Annotated in this window: 13 protein-coding genes; 12 read left to right on the top strand and 1 reads right to left on the bottom strand. The window is 68.4% G+C overall.

Annotation, left to right across the window (positions count from 1 at the left end; translation table 11 throughout):
• Nucleotides 1-31 precede the first annotated feature (31 nt).
• The 6 genes from DEJ06_RS12185 (at nt 32) to DEJ06_RS18075 (ending at nt 6,981) form a co-directional block, all read left to right on the top strand.
• Nucleotides 32-1,258: a DUF2130 domain-containing protein gene (locus tag DEJ06_RS12185; RefSeq protein WP_111039463.1), complete on the top strand. Its 1,227-nt coding sequence runs from the start codon at nt 32-34 to the stop codon at nt 1,256-1,258.
• A 419-nt stretch (nt 1,259-1,677) separates the two neighbouring features.
• Complete coding sequence (locus DEJ06_RS12175) at nt 1,678-3,798, top strand: 3'-5' exonuclease (RefSeq protein ID WP_258372490.1); 2,121 nt, start codon at nt 1,678-1,680, stop codon at nt 3,796-3,798.
• Between the two features lie 74 nt (nt 3,799-3,872).
• Nucleotides 3,873-4,148 (top strand): hypothetical protein, encoded by a 276-nt coding sequence (locus tag DEJ06_RS12170; protein ID WP_146245847.1) that lies wholly within the window; start codon nt 3,873-3,875, stop codon nt 4,146-4,148.
• Complete coding sequence (locus DEJ06_RS12165) at nt 4,145-5,842, top strand: alpha/beta hydrolase (RefSeq protein ID WP_111039459.1); 1,698 nt, start codon at nt 4,145-4,147, stop codon at nt 5,840-5,842. Before DEJ06_RS12170 ends, DEJ06_RS12165 begins: the two co-directional genes overlap by 4 nt.
• Nucleotides 5,839-6,321 carry a hypothetical protein gene (locus tag DEJ06_RS12160; RefSeq protein ID WP_146245846.1) on the top strand — a complete coding sequence of 161 codons (483 nt, stop codon included), beginning with the start codon at nt 5,839-5,841 and terminating at the stop codon, nt 6,319-6,321. Before DEJ06_RS12165 ends, DEJ06_RS12160 begins: the two co-directional genes overlap by 4 nt.
• A 63-nt stretch (nt 6,322-6,384) precedes the next feature.
• Nucleotides 6,385-6,981, top strand: a complete 597-nt coding sequence (locus DEJ06_RS18075; protein WP_146245845.1) for a hypothetical protein — start codon at nt 6,385-6,387, stop codon at nt 6,979-6,981.
• A gap of 126 nt (nt 6,982-7,107) precedes the next feature.
• On the opposite strand, the gene DEJ06_RS12155 is transcribed toward DEJ06_RS18075, so the two are convergent.
• On the bottom strand, nt 7,108-8,040 hold the full coding sequence (locus tag DEJ06_RS12155) for an NADP-dependent oxidoreductase (RefSeq protein WP_111039457.1): 933 nt from the start codon (nt 8,038-8,040) through the stop codon (nt 7,108-7,110).
• Nucleotides 8,041-8,179: 139 nt separating this feature from the next.
• On the opposite strand from DEJ06_RS12155, the gene DEJ06_RS12150 reads away from it, so the two are divergent.
• The 6 genes from DEJ06_RS12150 (at nt 8,180) to DEJ06_RS12125 (ending at nt 14,095) form a co-directional block, all read left to right on the top strand.
• A complete protein-coding gene (locus DEJ06_RS12150) occupies nt 8,180-8,752 on the top strand; it encodes a hypothetical protein (protein WP_111039456.1) in 573 nt (190 codons plus the stop codon).
• 164 nt (nt 8,753-8,916) lie between these two features.
• Complete coding sequence (locus DEJ06_RS12145) at nt 8,917-9,756, top strand: ABC transporter ATP-binding protein (protein WP_181436833.1); 840 nt, start codon at nt 8,917-8,919, stop codon at nt 9,754-9,756.
• Complete coding sequence (locus DEJ06_RS12140) at nt 9,753-10,550, top strand: ABC transporter permease (RefSeq protein WP_111039454.1); 798 nt, start codon at nt 9,753-9,755, stop codon at nt 10,548-10,550. The genes DEJ06_RS12145 and DEJ06_RS12140 overlap by 4 nt, the downstream gene beginning before the upstream one ends.
• Nucleotides 10,551-10,579: 29 nt before the next feature.
• Nucleotides 10,580-11,782 carry a sensor histidine kinase gene (locus DEJ06_RS12135; protein WP_181436832.1) on the top strand — a complete coding sequence of 401 codons (1,203 nt, stop codon included), beginning with the start codon at nt 10,580-10,582 and terminating at the stop codon, nt 11,780-11,782.
• Nucleotides 11,779-12,411, top strand: a complete 633-nt coding sequence (locus tag DEJ06_RS12130) for a response regulator transcription factor (RefSeq protein WP_111039452.1) — start codon at nt 11,779-11,781, stop codon at nt 12,409-12,411. Before DEJ06_RS12135 ends, DEJ06_RS12130 begins: the two co-directional genes overlap by 4 nt.
• Nucleotides 12,412-12,490: 79 nt before the next feature.
• Nucleotides 12,491-14,095 (top strand): MFS transporter, encoded by a 1,605-nt coding sequence (locus tag DEJ06_RS12125; RefSeq protein WP_111039451.1) that lies wholly within the window; start codon nt 12,491-12,493, stop codon nt 14,093-14,095.
• Nucleotides 14,096-14,160: the final 65 nt, after the last annotated feature.

Raw genomic sequence — 14,160 nt, 5'->3', positions numbered from 1 at the left:
CCTTTGCCCCTCCTTGGAGACACAGATACCCATGACCGAGATCACACCCACCATCGATCCGAACGAGATCAAGTGCCCGCACTGCGGCACCCTCTTCACCATTGACGAGGCGAACTACGCCGACATCGTTCGGCAGGTGCGCACTACGGAGTTCGAAACCGAGCTCCACGCACGCCTCGCTGCGGCCGAACAGGCCAAGGAGACGGAGATCGCACTCGCTGTGGCGAACGCAACACAGCAGGCGCAGACGATCAGCGTCACAAAGGACTTGGAAATCCAGCAGCTCAAGTCCGAACTCAAGTCGACCGCGACGGACCAGGAGCTGGCTGTCGCGAACGCGGTGTCTTCCGCGGAGAAGAACCTCAACGAGGCGAAGAGCAAGCTGGAAGTCCAAGCGGCCGAACAGAAAGCCAAGGACGTCGCGCTCGCGCAGTCGCACGCCAAGGAGCTCGCCATGAAGGACGAGCTCATCGACCGCTACAAGGAGATGAAGGCCAAGCTGTCGGTCAAGATGCTCGGCGAGACCCTCGAGCAGCACTGCGAGGTCGAGTTCAACCGCATGCGCTCCCTCGCCTTCCCCAACGCCGAGTTCGGAAAGGACAACGATGCGAGCGCCGGCACGAAGGGGGACTACGTCTTCCGCGACTACAGCGATGACCACGTGGAGTACGTCTCGATCATGTTCGAGATGAAGAACGAGTCGGACACGTCGGCATCGAAGAAGAAGAACACCGACTTCCTTGCCAAGCTCGACAAGGACCGCAATGACAAGGGCTGCGAGTACGCGGTGCTCGTCTCGATGCTCGAAGAGGACTCGGACCTCTACGCGGGGATCACGGACGTCTCGCACCTCTACCCGAAGATGTTCGTTGTGCGTCCACAGTTCTTCCTCGCGATCATCGCGCTGCTGCGCAACGCTGCTCTGGACACGATCCTGGTCAAGGCGGAACTCGAGCAGGTCAAGACGCAGAACATCGACATCACCGGGTTCGAGTCGGACCTCGACGACTTCAAGTCGGCGTTCGGCCGCAACTACCAGCTCGCCAAGGGCAAGTTCGACACGGCGATCAAGGAGATCGACAACGCGATTGACCGGCTCCAGAAGGTGAAGACCAACCTCCTCGGATCCGAGAACCACCTCCGGCTTGCGAACGATAAGGCGGCAGCACTCACCGTCAAGAAGCTGACCACAGGCAATCCAACGATGGCGGCCAAGTTCGCCGAGCTGAACGCGCCCGAACAGCCGGACGCCGCGTAGAACTCTCCGCCGAAGTGGCCCCAGGGACCGGACGATGCGTCCAGGGCGGATCTCTGCGATGACGGGCTGCGTGAATCGCTTCAGGCAGTTGGGGCGATGGTCAACAAGGGTTCGACTCGTATGACCTCCCCGCTCGGCGATTGCGCAGCTCGCCGCGGCCGATGTGAAGCGGAAATTCGACTTCACGACCGCTCCACCCCAGTACGGCTACTTCTGCGAGAGTGGCCCACCCACGAGGATGGTTCAACGCCTCTCGTCCCGGGGACGACGAGTGGTCCGCACAGTCAGCACTTCGAGGGGCAACACCATGACGATGGCCGGCGAATCCGCAGGGGGTCGAGGCACACCGCCAACACAGCCACACACGCGAACTCCGCCGCCAGGCAGACGACGCCGAGCAACGCGCTGCCCGCTTCGAGATCGCGCACCACACCGAGGGCGAGACCGCCCGCCTCCTCGCACCACTCGCCGGCATCGGGTACCACCTGCTCGCAGATCGCCGCTGGCTGGGCAGCCGCACGGCCCAGGTCGACATGGTCGTCGTCGGCCGCGCCGGCGTCTTCATCGTCGACACGAAGGCCTGGCGCGAGGTCGCGGTCCACGGCGACCGGATCGTCCGCGGACAAGAGGACGTCACCGACGACATCGCCCGCCTCGCCGACCTGGCGTACAGCACCGAGGCAGCGCTGGCGGACACGGGGCTGGCGCCCGGTGAGGTCCATGCGGTCGCCGCACTCGCCGGCCAGAAGCGGATGCACGCCCGCGTCGCATCGGTCGACGTGATCGGTGCGAACGACCTCGTTGGGCACATCACGAAGCGTGGAGCCCGATTGTCCGCGTCCCGCGTCGACGAGGTTTTCGCCGCGATTCTGCACCACTTCCCCGTGCTCGGCGACGGCGGAGCAACACCGCCACAGGTCGTCGTCCCGGCACCGGTGCTCCCCCGCGAACCCGACGTACTCCTCCCGACGATCGCCAGCACGGACGACGAGCTGACCGACCAGCTCCTCCACGGCGTGCTCGAAGCGCCGATCGAGGACTGGATGGCGTTCCTCGACCCGGCACAGGCCACGCTCGTCCGCCGCAGCTTCAACGGCCCGGCACGCATACGCGGCGCTGCGGGCACCGGCAAGACCGTCGTCGGCCTGCACCGCGCCGCGTACCTCGCACGCGCAACCGGCGGCCGCGTGCCGTTCACGACGTACATCAGCACCCTGCCGAAGGTCCTCGAGTCACTCCTCGAACGCCTCGCACCCGACATGGTCGGCCTGCACCGCGCCGCGTACCTCGCGCGCGCGACCGGCGGCCGCGTGCTGTTCACGACGTACATCAGCACCCTGCCGAAGGTCCTCGAATCACTCCTCGAACGCCTCGCGCCCGACATGGTAGGTCGCGTCGACTTCATGGGCGTCCACGCGTTCGCCACGCGCCTGCTGAAGGAACGCGGCATCGCGTTCCGCGCTCCTGGACGGGAGGCCCAGCTCGCGTTCGACGACGCGTGGAACGCGATCCGCGCCTCCAGTCCATTGCGGTCGTCGCGATTCTCGCGCTCGTACTGGGAAGACGAAATCAGCCACGTCATCAAGGGCCGCGGCCTGACACGTTTCGACGAGTACGCGGACCTGGCTCGCATCGGGCGCAAGCACGCGCTCCCGCTGGAGACGCGCCAGGCCGTCTGGGACCTGTACGAGGCGTACGCGCGCGGGCTGCGCGAGCGACGTGCGCACGACTGGCAGGACATCGTGTTGCTCGCTCGCGACGCGGTACGCGCGGTGCCGCTCGAGCGGTACGACGCGGTCATCGTGGACGAGGCGCAGGACCTGTCCTGCGCGATGGTCGCGCTGGTGCACCAGCTCGTCGGTGACCGGACCGACGGCCTGACGCTCATCGGCGACGGCCAGCAGACGATCTACCCCGGTGGGTACACGCTCGGCGAGGTCGGCATCAACCTGTCGGGTCGAGGCGTGGTGCTCGACGTCAACCACCGGAACACCGCCGAGATCCTCGAGTTCGCGAAGGAGATGGTGGCGGACGACCAGTTCGTGGACATCGAGGGCGTCGACGGGGTCGGCGACGCGGTGTCCGACGTCTCCCGCTCCGGTGCCGCCCCGACGACGACGCAGTTCGCGAGTCGTGCGGACCACGACCGGGCGATGCTCGACCGGTTGACCGAGGTCCTCCGGCTGGTCGGGACCGGTCACGGTGACGTCGGCATCCTCACGGCGACGAACCGGCAGGCGGACGACGTCATGCAGGCGCTTGCAAGCGCCGACGTCCCGACCGTCTCTCTGCAGCAGTACGCGGGACGGAGCTCGGACGCGGTTCGCGTGGGGACGGTGAAGCGTGCGAAGGGCCTCGAGTTCAAGCAGGTGCTCCTCGCGCACGTCGATCCACGGCTGCTCGATGCTGCACCGGCCGAACCGTCGGAGACTGAACGAGAGCGCCGGGAGCGAGGGCGCCGCGAGCTCTACGTGGGGATGACCCGGGCGAGGGACGGCTTGTGGGTCGGCGCCCGCAGCGGAGCAACGCGCAGCCGCTGAGGCGACACCAGGTGTCGGATCAGTCCGTCAGAGTACGTCCAGCATCTGATATTGTCACGGCGGAGGGGGCAACATTGGGGAATCTCATCGTCGACGGCGCAGCGATGAACGCAGCGAGTAGAACCATCACGAAGATCAGCGCAGCGCTGAACGAGGAAGTTGGCTCCGCCGGCATGTCGGCGGACTTCGGAAGCGACGCGGTCGCAGCGGCTCACAGCGATTCCTCGGCGTCACACGAGCGATCTGTGCGAGCAATCGCCGAGATGACAGACACCATCGGCGGGTGGGTGCGGACTGCAGCTGAAGAGTTCAGCTGGCGCGACGCTGACCTCGCGAGCGCCGTCGAATGACGGCCGATCCGACTCGCGGCGCGCCGGCATCCATCCGGGCTACCTCGCGGCAGCACGAAGCACGTGCCCAGGTGCTCCGGGATGAGCAGACTCGTCTGGAGCGCACAGCGGGAGGTCTGAGCGCCGGCGAGTGGTCCGGCTCGGCCAAACGGCGGTTCACGTCGGCGGCTGAAACCCTCGGACCGTCCTACTCACGGCTGGCTTCCCTCATCGAGCACGTTGCGCAGACGCTGTCGCGGTACGCAGACGAGGTCGAACGCATCCAGGACGAAGCCGCCCGCATCCGGTCCGCACAGGACAGCGCTGCAAGCGATCGCGAGCGGCTGGTAACGAACCGCTCCCGACTCAATGAGTCTGTCGACGCAGGGACGGATGTGGAATCCGACCACGTCATGCTCCGCAGGGTCTCTGACGCGCTGACGCAGCAGGACGACGAGGACGCTCAACTGTCCATGCGATGGGACGAGCTCGTCGCCGAGCGGACACGACTAGACGACACGACCGCTGCGAAGCTCTCCGGAATCGAATCCGTCGGCATCGTGGCCGCGCAAGCACATTCAGTGGGCCGAATGTCGGATCTTCAAGTCCTGAGTTGGCTGAGTTCGTTGAAGCCTGACCAACTTCTCGCCCTACGCGACGATCCCGCGATCGCCGATCGGCTGGCTTCGGTCTCGGACCCCGAGATGATCGCCGACTGGTGGTCGCAGGCGGGCGGGGCACACGAGCGGGGAAGCAGCGACGAGCACTCCCCGGAGCAGGATGCCTTGATCGCAGCGTTCCCCGCCGTGATCGGCAATCTCAACGGCGTTGCCTACTGGGCACGCGACCGGGCGAACCGGTCGAACCTCAAGACTCTGATCAAGTCCGCGTCGGGGGAAGACCTTGCCGCCTACAAGAACATCCGCGCGTCCCTTGGGAAGTACAAGGGTGTCCAGCTGACCTCGCTCGTTCCTCAGCATCCACCACTGGCCGCTGTGTCGATCGGTGACCTCGACACGGCTCATGACGTCACCTACCTCGTCCCCGGGATGGACTCGGACACCAGGAACATGACGGTGGTGGAGCGAGCCGCCTACAACCTCCGGGTCCGCCAACAGGACTACGTAAAAGATGCGGCAGTCGTCGCGTGGATCAACTACGAGACCCCGACGACGAAGACCGTTCTGCACGGCGATCTCGCTCGGGCGGGGAGCGAACGACTCGGCCAGGACCTCGCTGGGTTCAACGCTGCTCGTGGTTCGACCAAGGGGACACTGAACGTGGTCGGGCACTCCTACGGGTCGACGACTTCCTCGCTCACCCTTGCTGACAGGGATTACGGGGTAAACGCCTACGTGACGGCCGGATCGGCCGGGCTGGAACGCGAGATCAAGACCGCTGACGACATCCACTCCGATCAGGTGTTCGCTGCGCAAGCACCGCGCTCGATCCCCGGCCTGCCGGGCGACAACTGGTCGTGGATCGGGCAGGCTTTCAGCATGACTCGCCGAGACCCAGCTAGCCCATCGTTCGGCGCAACGTACCTGCCGACAGCTGGACTCCCACACGACCCGATGATGAACGGTGTGAACCGTCACGACCCGATCTGGAACAACGCGACTGATCACGCCGGCCAGTACGGGTACTTCGACAAGAACACTGAATCACTCGACAACATCGCTCGCGCGACCACCGGGAAGGTCAGCGACCGATGAAGACACGCACCACGAAAGTGACCCTGAGCTTGGTGTGCGCCTCGGTGCTGCTGGCCGGATGTACCCAACAACCGAAAGGCAGTGAGATGGACGCCGAACAGGCACGAGACGGCATGGTGAGCCTGGTTCGGCAGACGATGGACGCTGCCGGCGGTGACTGGAAGTCGCTCTCGGAGGAACCCGCATCCTCGGAATGCTCGTCGGCCGCCGGCAGCCCAGGCGTCACGTTCTCGTGGGACCAGGAGCGCACCGGTGCCGAAGACCCAGAAGCGCTCGTCCGTACGGTCGCGAAGACGTGGAAGCAGCATGACTACGACGTGACCATTCGGCAGGACACGATCGACGACGGTCGGCCGCTCTGGTCCGCGGTCACCACCGGACAAGCGGTGGAATCGATCTCGGTCAACGCCAGTCCTCGACGAGTCTCCATCGAGGTTCAGTCGGCCTGCGGCATAGGCGACATCGCAGAATACGAGTGATGAAGGGCGCGATACGCCTGCGGAAGGACTGAACACGCGGTGAGGGCAGGCGCACGCGCTTCGGTGCTCGATCAGGTGCTGCTTCAGGCTGGGCTGACTCGAGCTTCCGCGCGACCAGGAGCACCGCGGATCGCGGACCTTCCTGTGCCGCTGGCTGGCGAAATACTCGACCTGTACCACCAGCTCGGAGGCAAGCTCGCCGATCCAGCCTTTCGACCGGGCGCTTGGGATTTGCCATACTCGAACGTGATCGTCGAACTTGATGAAGACATGCATTTCAACCGCTATCGGGCGCTGACTCTTGAAGCGCGGTTTGCAGCCGTACTTCCGTGGGCGGCGGCCTACCGTCAGCACGCCGGAGCCCACGAAGGCCGCGCGGGGACCGGCGGCAGACGATGGACGAGTCCCCCGGCCGAGCGCATGTTCGGGCCAGCGGACGAGAAGTGGGTGTTCAATCGCGGCGGAGCTCCACGATGGAAGCAACGGGCGCTGTACGACGCGATCAAAGATGCTGCAGCCGCAGCTGGACTTGTCCAGCTGGCACGCGTCTCCATCTACGACGCTGTGGACGGAATCCGCATCGAGGACGCTCTTCGTGGTCGCGACACCATCGCTCCGGCCTCGCTCCGACGGTTCGTTGAGTCGCGTTCCCTGCATTGACAGTTTCGCGGCAGCACATTCCTCCCGCTGACCGTCCTCAGCCCGCGTCGTTCAGTTACTCAAGGATGAGCGCCGAACGACGGACGCCGCGGCACCGCGCCTCCCGTCCATCACACCAGCGTCAACTCACCACGTCAGCACGAACCGCCCCCGCGTCCCGCCGGCCTCCAACCGCGCGTGCGCCTCCACAGCCCGCACAGCCGGCAGCACCTCCGCCACCCGCGGCGTCAACGTCCCGCTCTCCACCGCGTGCCGCAGCTGCTCGAGCTTGTCGAACGACCGGTACTCCGAGAACACCATCACCTGCACGAACTCGATCCCCCGAGCCCCGTTGCCCTGCCACCCCCGCACGTCGAAGAAGACTCCCCCGTCGCGAACGGCGTCCACGACCTCGTCGCGCTGCACGGCCGCATCGGCGAGCGCATCGACCCCCTCCGGCACGAGTTCACGGACAGCGGAAGCGAAGGAAGCACCACGCGGCACCACGTGGTCCGGCCCGAGCGACCGCACGAGGGCTTCGTCCGCCGGAGCAGCATCCGCGATCACGGTCAGCCCGGCGGCCTTCGCCAACTGCACCACGTAGTTCCCGAGCAGCCCAGCGGCCCCGGTGACGGCGAGCGTCTGCCCCGGCGCGAGCGAAGCGTGCGACAGGATCTGCAACGCCGTCAGCCCGTTCATCGGCACCGTGGAGGCGAGCGGAAGAGACGTCCCGCGAGGGATCCGCGTGAACGACCCCACCGGCGCGACGAGCTCCTGCACGTAGGCGCCACCGTGGGCGCTGAGCGGCAGCGTCACCGCCATGACCTCGTCGCCGACCTGCCAGCCGGTGACGTCGGGCCCGACCTCGTCGATGACGCCGGCGGCGTCCATCCCCGGCACGTACGGCGGTGAGGCCTGCGAGCTGTCCCGCTGCCCGGCACGCACCCCCGTGTCGGTCGGGTTCACGGCGAACGCCTGCACCCGGATCCGCACGGACCCCGCACCGGCGTGCGGCTCCGGCACCTCGTGGACGGCGAGGGCCTCGGGCCCTCCGAACTGTTCGACTCCGACGACCTGCATCCTCCCGGTCTACGCGCACGTTGCTTGACGCAACCTGACGCGACCACCCCGCGGCCTGGAGGCCCGGCACCACCCCGCCCCGCGCCTCCTGCCGTTCAGGGGGTGCGGTCCACGGCACGTGGTGCGCCATGCTGGCACCGTGCGTTTCGACGAACTCCTCACGCGGTCCGACGGTCCCGCGATCGCCGAGGAGTTCGGCGCCCTCCGCCGACCCGCCCGGTACGTCCTCGAGGGCGTCCACCAGGAGTCCCGGCAGAAGTCCTGGCAGTTCCGGGTCGACATCGACGAGGCCGCGCAGACCTGGACGCTCGTCCGCCAGCGGGCCAAGCCGGTCTCCTACCGCGACGGCGTGCTGCACGAGCCCGACGACGGACCGATCGAGGTGTCGTTCGCCCGGAGCATGGTCTCGTCCCCCGTCGTCCGGATGGCCGTGCCCGACCTGATGCTCCGATGGGGTCGCGCCACGGACGACGTCCATCCGATCCTGATCCAGCACATCGGCGAGCACTCGATCCTGCTGACGTTCGAGCACCACGAGGACCCGGCGTTCCGAACGACGCTGGTGATCGACGAGCGCGACGGCATCGCCCGCCGGTCGTACGAGTACGGCCAGACCACGATCATCACGAGCGTGCGGACCGCCGAGCCGGACGAGGTCCTGCCCCGCGCCCGCTTCGTGCAACCGACGGACTGGATCCGCCCGCAGTACTGAAGTCGTGACGGTTCCGGTTCACGATCCCCGACGATCGCGAACCAGAACCGTCACCGGCCGGAAACCGAACCACCTCCCCCGCCGGCACCATCCCCCGATCGGACGATGCCGAGACCACCGCCCCGGCCGATCCCCCACGGCCACCGGACGGCGAAGCTGGACCCATGCCCGAGTCCCCCGCCATCGAGGTCCAGCACCTCGGCAAGCAGTACGCCACCGGCAAACGTGCCGTGGACGACGTCTCCTTCACGATCGAGCGAGGCGACACCTTCGCGCTCCTCGGCCCCAACGGTGCCGGCAAGTCCACGACGGTCGAGATCCTCGAGGGGTACCGCTCCCGCACCGCCGGCGAGGTCCGCGTCCTCGGCCACGACCCCGCACGGACGAGCCGCAGCCACAACGCACGCATCGGCATCGTCCTGCAGACCAGCGCGGAGTCCCCGAACGTCACCGTCGCCGAGCAGCTCAACCACTTCGCGACGCTCTACCCGAAGCACCGCAGTACCGAGGAGCTCCTCACCGCGACGGGGCTCGAGACGCAGCGCAACACCCGCATCAGCCGCCTGTCCGGAGGCCAGCGCCGCCGCGTCGACGTCGCCCTCGGCATCATCGGCCGCCCCGAGGTCCTGTTCCTCGACGAACCGACCACGGGCTTCGACCCCGAGGCCCGACGCCAGTTCTGGGACCTCCTGCGCCAGGTGCAGCACGAGGGCACGACGATCCTGCTCACCACGCACTACCTCGACGAAGCCGCCCAGCTCGCCGACCGTGCCGCGGTCATCGCCGACGGGAAGCTCCTCGACCTCGCACCCATCGACGAGATCGGCGGCGCCGAGGCCCGCACGCCCCGGGTCCGCTGGCGTGACGACGACGGCAGACACCACGACGAGCGCACGACCGACCCGACGGCGCTCATCCGCAGCAGCACCGCACCCATGCACGACCTCGAAGTCATCCGTCCGTCCCTCGAGGACGTCTACCTCGACATGGTGGGACAGAAATGAAGACAGCGACCAGCCGCATCTCGTACGAGATTCGCACCTACTTCCGCGCTCCCGACGCGGTCTTCTTCACGTTCCTGTTCCCGATCATCATGCTGGCGCTGTTCTCGGTGGCGTTCTCCGGCGCCGCCGACATCCACGCCGGCCCCGACGTCAGCGTCGACTACGCCACCTACTACCTGCCCGGCCTCGTCGCGACAGGCATCCTGCTCTCCGGCACGCAGTCCCTCGGCGTCGACATCGCCACCGAGCGCAGCGACGGCACGCTGAAGCGACTCGGCGGCACACCGCTGCCCGTCCTGTCGTACTTCGTCGGCAAGATCGGCATGGTCCTCGTCACCACGCTCGTGCAGACCGCACTGCTGCTGGCGATCGCGAGCCTGGTGTTCGGCGTCGACCTGCCGACCGACGCGAGCAACTGGGGTGTCTTCGCCGGGGTGATGGTCCTCGGCATCGCCACCAGCTGCGTCCTCGGCATCGCGGTCTCGGCGCTCCCCCGCGAGGGCCGGCGCGCCACCGCCACCATCGTCCCGATCGTGCTGGTGCTGCAGTTCATCTCCGGCGTCTACCTGCCCTTCACGCAGCTCCCCACCTGGTTGCAGGACGTCGCTTCCGTCTTCCCCCTGCGCTGGATGGCGTCCGGCATGCGGTCCGTCTTCCTGCCCGGCGCGTTCGAGTCGGGTGAGCCGGGAGGCGCGTGGCACCTCGGCCTCGGAGCCCTCGTGTTGGCAGCGTGGCTGGTCCTGGGCACGGTGGCCTGCCTGCTGACGTTCCGGTGGAACCGCAAGGACGCCTGATGGCGCCCCGCTGGTGGGATGCTGGGCACATGAACGGCGAGACGTGGATGCGCAACCGGTGGTTGCACGTCTTCTTCGCGGGCACGATGCTCCTCACCGCCGTGATCACCGTGTTCGGCTGGTCCCCGTGGTCGACCCGCTGGCCGGCGTTCACCGCGGTCGTGGTGCTCGTCGTCGCCTACGCCGTGTTCGGGCACCGCGGCTACGACAGCCCCCGTGCCGCCGCGGTCTTCCTGCCGCTGGTCCTCGTCGCCGCCCTGGTGTTGCCCGCCGTCGTGCCGAGCACCGCGTTCGTGCAGTGCATCGCGTTCCCCCTCGTGTGGGTGCAGTCCGAGCGCGTCCGCACCGCCGTCCTGCTCTCGGTCGCGGTCGGCATCGCGAGCGGCATCGGCCTGCAGGTCTCGGGTGGCCCGGACGCCCTCGTCAGCACCGTGCTCATCGAGGGCATCAGCGTCATCGGTGCCTGCGCGATGGGCGTGTGGATCTCGAGCGTCGCCGGCCTGTCCGAGGAGCGCCGCCAGCTCCTCGACGAACTCCGCGCCACCCAGCGGTCCCTCGCCGATGCCCACCGCAGCGCGGGCGTCGCGAGCGAACGGGAGCGCCTGGCCCGCGAGATCCACGACACCGTCGCGCAGAACCTCGCCGGCATCGTCATGCTCACCGAACGTGCCCGCAAGGACCTGGCGAACGACCGCGGTGCCGCGCTCGACGAACGGCTGGGGGTCCTGGAGGAGTCAGCACGAGCGGCCCTCGAGGACTCCCGTGCCCTCATCGCCGCCGGGGTCGCCGGTGCCACGAGCGGCAGCCTGGCCGGGGCCCTGCACCGCCTGGCCGAGCGCTACACCCGCGAGACCGGCACGCCCGTCGCCGTGGACGCGACCGACGGCCCGCTCGACCGCGACGCCCAGGTCGTGCTGCTCCGGGTCGTGCAAGTGTCCCTCGCGAACATCCGTGCCCACGCCGATGCCAGCTCCGTCAGCGTCGTCCTGCGGCACGCGCCCGATCACGTCGGCGTCCGTGTGACCGACGACGGCGTCGGCTTCGACACCGGCGTCCCGACAGCCGGGCACGGTCTCCGGGGCCTCCACGAACGGTTGGCGCTCTCCGGCGGTGCCTGCACGATCACGAGCACCCCGGGCCGGGGCACCGTCGTCGACTCGAGCCTGCCCACCGGACCCGAACCGAGCCTCCCGGCCGTCGATCGTCAGCCCGTGGCAGAGGTGACCCGGTGATCCGCGTCGTGGTCGCCGACGACCACCCGATCGTCCGGTCGGGCATCGTGGCCCTGCTGCAGGACGCCGACGACGTCGAGGTCGTCGGCCAGGCCAGTGACGGCCGCGCCGCGGTGACGGTGGCGCTGGCCGAACACCCCGACGTCGTGCTCATGGACCTCCGGATGCCCGTGCTCGACGGCGATGCGGCGACGGCGGAGATCCTCGCCGCCGACCCCGGCGTCCGCGTCCTGATCCTGACCACGTACGAGTCGGACGACCAGATCCTCGCCGCCATCGAGGCCGGCGCCACCGGCTACCTGCTCAAGGCCGCCCCGGAGTCCGAGATCCTCGCCGGCGTCCGGGCGACCGCACGGGGCGAGACGGCGCTGGCCCCCTCGGCTGCCGCAGCACTCGTCCGCCGAGCGACGGGTTCGCTCCCCGCCGCAGCCGGCCCGTCCCTGACCCCGCGCGAGCTCGACGTCCTGCGCCTCGTCGCCCAGGGCAACAGCAACCCGGCGATCGGCCGCGCGCTGTTCCTCAGCGAGGCCACGGTGAAGACGCACCTCGGCCACGTCTTCGAGAAGCTCGGCGTGAACGACCGCACCCGCGCCGTGACCCGCGCGATGGAGCTCCAGCTCCTGCCGTGAGTCCCCGGTCCGCCGGTCACCGGAAGCGGGTGTACCGTCAGGTCGTCAGCATGCTGACCATCTGAGAGGAACCACCGGAATGAGCGCTCCCGCCGCAGCACCAGCCACCACGCCAGATCGTCGTCGTTGGCTCGGCCTGGTCGTGATCAGCCTCGCCGTGGCGCTCATCATCGTCGACTCCACGATCGTCAACGTCGCGATCCCGAGCATCGTCGCCGACCTCGACATCGGCTCGACCCTGGTGCAGTGGGTGCAGGAGAGCTACACGCTCGTGTTCGCCGCCCTGCTGCTCGTCTTCGGGTCAGTGGCCGATCGGTTCGGCCGCCGACGCCTGCTCACCACCGGCGTCATCGTGTTCGCGGTGGCGTCGGTGCTCGCCGCGCTCTCGCCGACCGGTGAGCTCCTCGTCGTGTCCCGCGTGCTGCAGGGCATCGGCGGCGCGATGGTCCTGCCCACCACGCTCTCGATCCTCAACGCGACGTTCACCGGCCGGGAGCGTGGCATCGCGTTCGCAGTGTGGGGCTCGACGATCGGCGGCATGGTCGCGGTCGGCCCGCTGCTCGGCGGCTGGCTGACGACGGACTTCTCGTGGCGGTGGGCCTTCGGCATCAACGTCCCGATCGTCGCGGTCATCCTCGTCGGGCTCGCCGTCGCCGTGCGGGAGTCGCGGGATGCCCGGCACACCGGCCGCATCGACCTCGTCGGAGCGCTGCTGTCCGTGATCGCGAGTGCCGCCCTGGTGTTCGGGCTGATCGAGGGCCGCACCTACGGCTGGTGGACCCCGTCGTCGACGCCGCTCACCATCGGCTCGTGGTCGTGGGACGGCCCGGTCTCCCCGATCCCGGTCGCGTTCGTGATCGCGGTCGCTGCCGGAGCCGCCTTCGTGGTCCGTTCCCTGCGCCGGCAGCGAGCCGGACGCTCGACACTGATCGCACTCGACCTGTTCCGCATCGGCTCGTTCCGGAACGGTTCCGTCGCAGCACTCATCGTGTCGCTCGGCGAGTTCGGCATCATCCTGTCGCTGCCGCTCTGGCTGCAGAACGTGCTCGGGTACTCCGCCCTGCAGACCGGCTTCGTGCTGCTCGCACTGGCGATCGGGTCGTTCGTCGCGAGTGGGTTCGCCGCCACGGTCGGGCAACGCGTCGGAGCACTGCCGATCGTCCGGATGGGCATCGGCGCCGAGATCGTCGGGGTCGCCGCGATCGGGTTCGTCGTGACGTCGTCGACGCCGTGGTGGGCGATCGTGCCGTGCCTGTTCGTCTACGGTTTCGGCGTCGGGCTCGCGACGGCCCAACTCACCGGTGTGGTGCTGCAGGACGTCCCCCTCGAACGCAGCGGTGAGGCGTCCGGCGCCCAGAGCACCGCGCGCCAGATCGGCTCGGCGCTCGGCATCGCCGTCCTCGGCACCGTCCTGTTCACCTCGACCGGCAGCATCCTGGAGCACCGCCTGCAGGACGCGGGCACCCCGGCCGCCACCGCGACGAAGATCGCCGACGCCGTGGTGCAGTCCTCCGGCGGAGCCATCTCCGCCCTCGACGGGGCCACGCGCGCCGACGCCGCCGACGCGTTCTCCGACGGCACCCGCGCCGCCGCCTTCTCCGCCGCCGGCTTCCTGGTCATCGGCCTCGGCGCCACCCTGCGCCTCCGGGCTCCACGACGCCCCGACGACGAGGACCAGGCGTGACCGGGGACCCCGTTCTGCAGCGCTCCTGACGGTTCTGGTTCACGATCCCCGAGGATCCTGAACCA

This window comes from Curtobacterium sp. MCLR17_051 (assembly GCF_003234395.1).
GTDB classification, from domain to species: Bacteria; Actinomycetota; Actinomycetes; order Actinomycetales; family Microbacteriaceae; genus Curtobacterium; species Curtobacterium flaccumfaciens.
The sequence above is the reverse complement of the archived record's forward strand: the minus strand, read 5'-3'. Positions and strand labels throughout refer to the sequence as shown.

What these genes read in the sequence shown, in the direction of transcription:
- DEJ06_RS12135 (WP_181436832.1), top strand. Translation starts at nt 10,580, where the DNA reads ATGAACGGCGAGACGTGGATGCGCAACCGGTGGTTGCACGTCTTCTTC.
- DEJ06_RS12155 (WP_111039457.1), bottom strand. Translation starts at nt 8,040, where the DNA reads ATGCAGGTCGTCGGAGTCGAACAGTTCGGAGGGCCCGAGGCCCTCGCC.
- DEJ06_RS12145 (WP_181436833.1), top strand. Translation starts at nt 8,917, where the DNA reads ATGCCCGAGTCCCCCGCCATCGAGGTCCAGCACCTCGGCAAGCAGTAC.
- DEJ06_RS12185 (WP_111039463.1), top strand. Translation starts at nt 32, where the DNA reads ATGACCGAGATCACACCCACCATCGATCCGAACGAGATCAAGTGCCCG.
- DEJ06_RS12140 (WP_111039454.1), top strand. Translation starts at nt 9,753, where the DNA reads ATGAAGACAGCGACCAGCCGCATCTCGTACGAGATTCGCACCTACTTC.
- DEJ06_RS12165 (WP_111039459.1), top strand. Translation starts at nt 4,145, where the DNA reads ATGACGGCCGATCCGACTCGCGGCGCGCCGGCATCCATCCGGGCTACC.
- DEJ06_RS12125 (WP_111039451.1), top strand. Translation starts at nt 12,491, where the DNA reads ATGAGCGCTCCCGCCGCAGCACCAGCCACCACGCCAGATCGTCGTCGT.
- DEJ06_RS12160 (WP_146245846.1), top strand. Translation starts at nt 5,839, where the DNA reads ATGAAGACACGCACCACGAAAGTGACCCTGAGCTTGGTGTGCGCCTCG.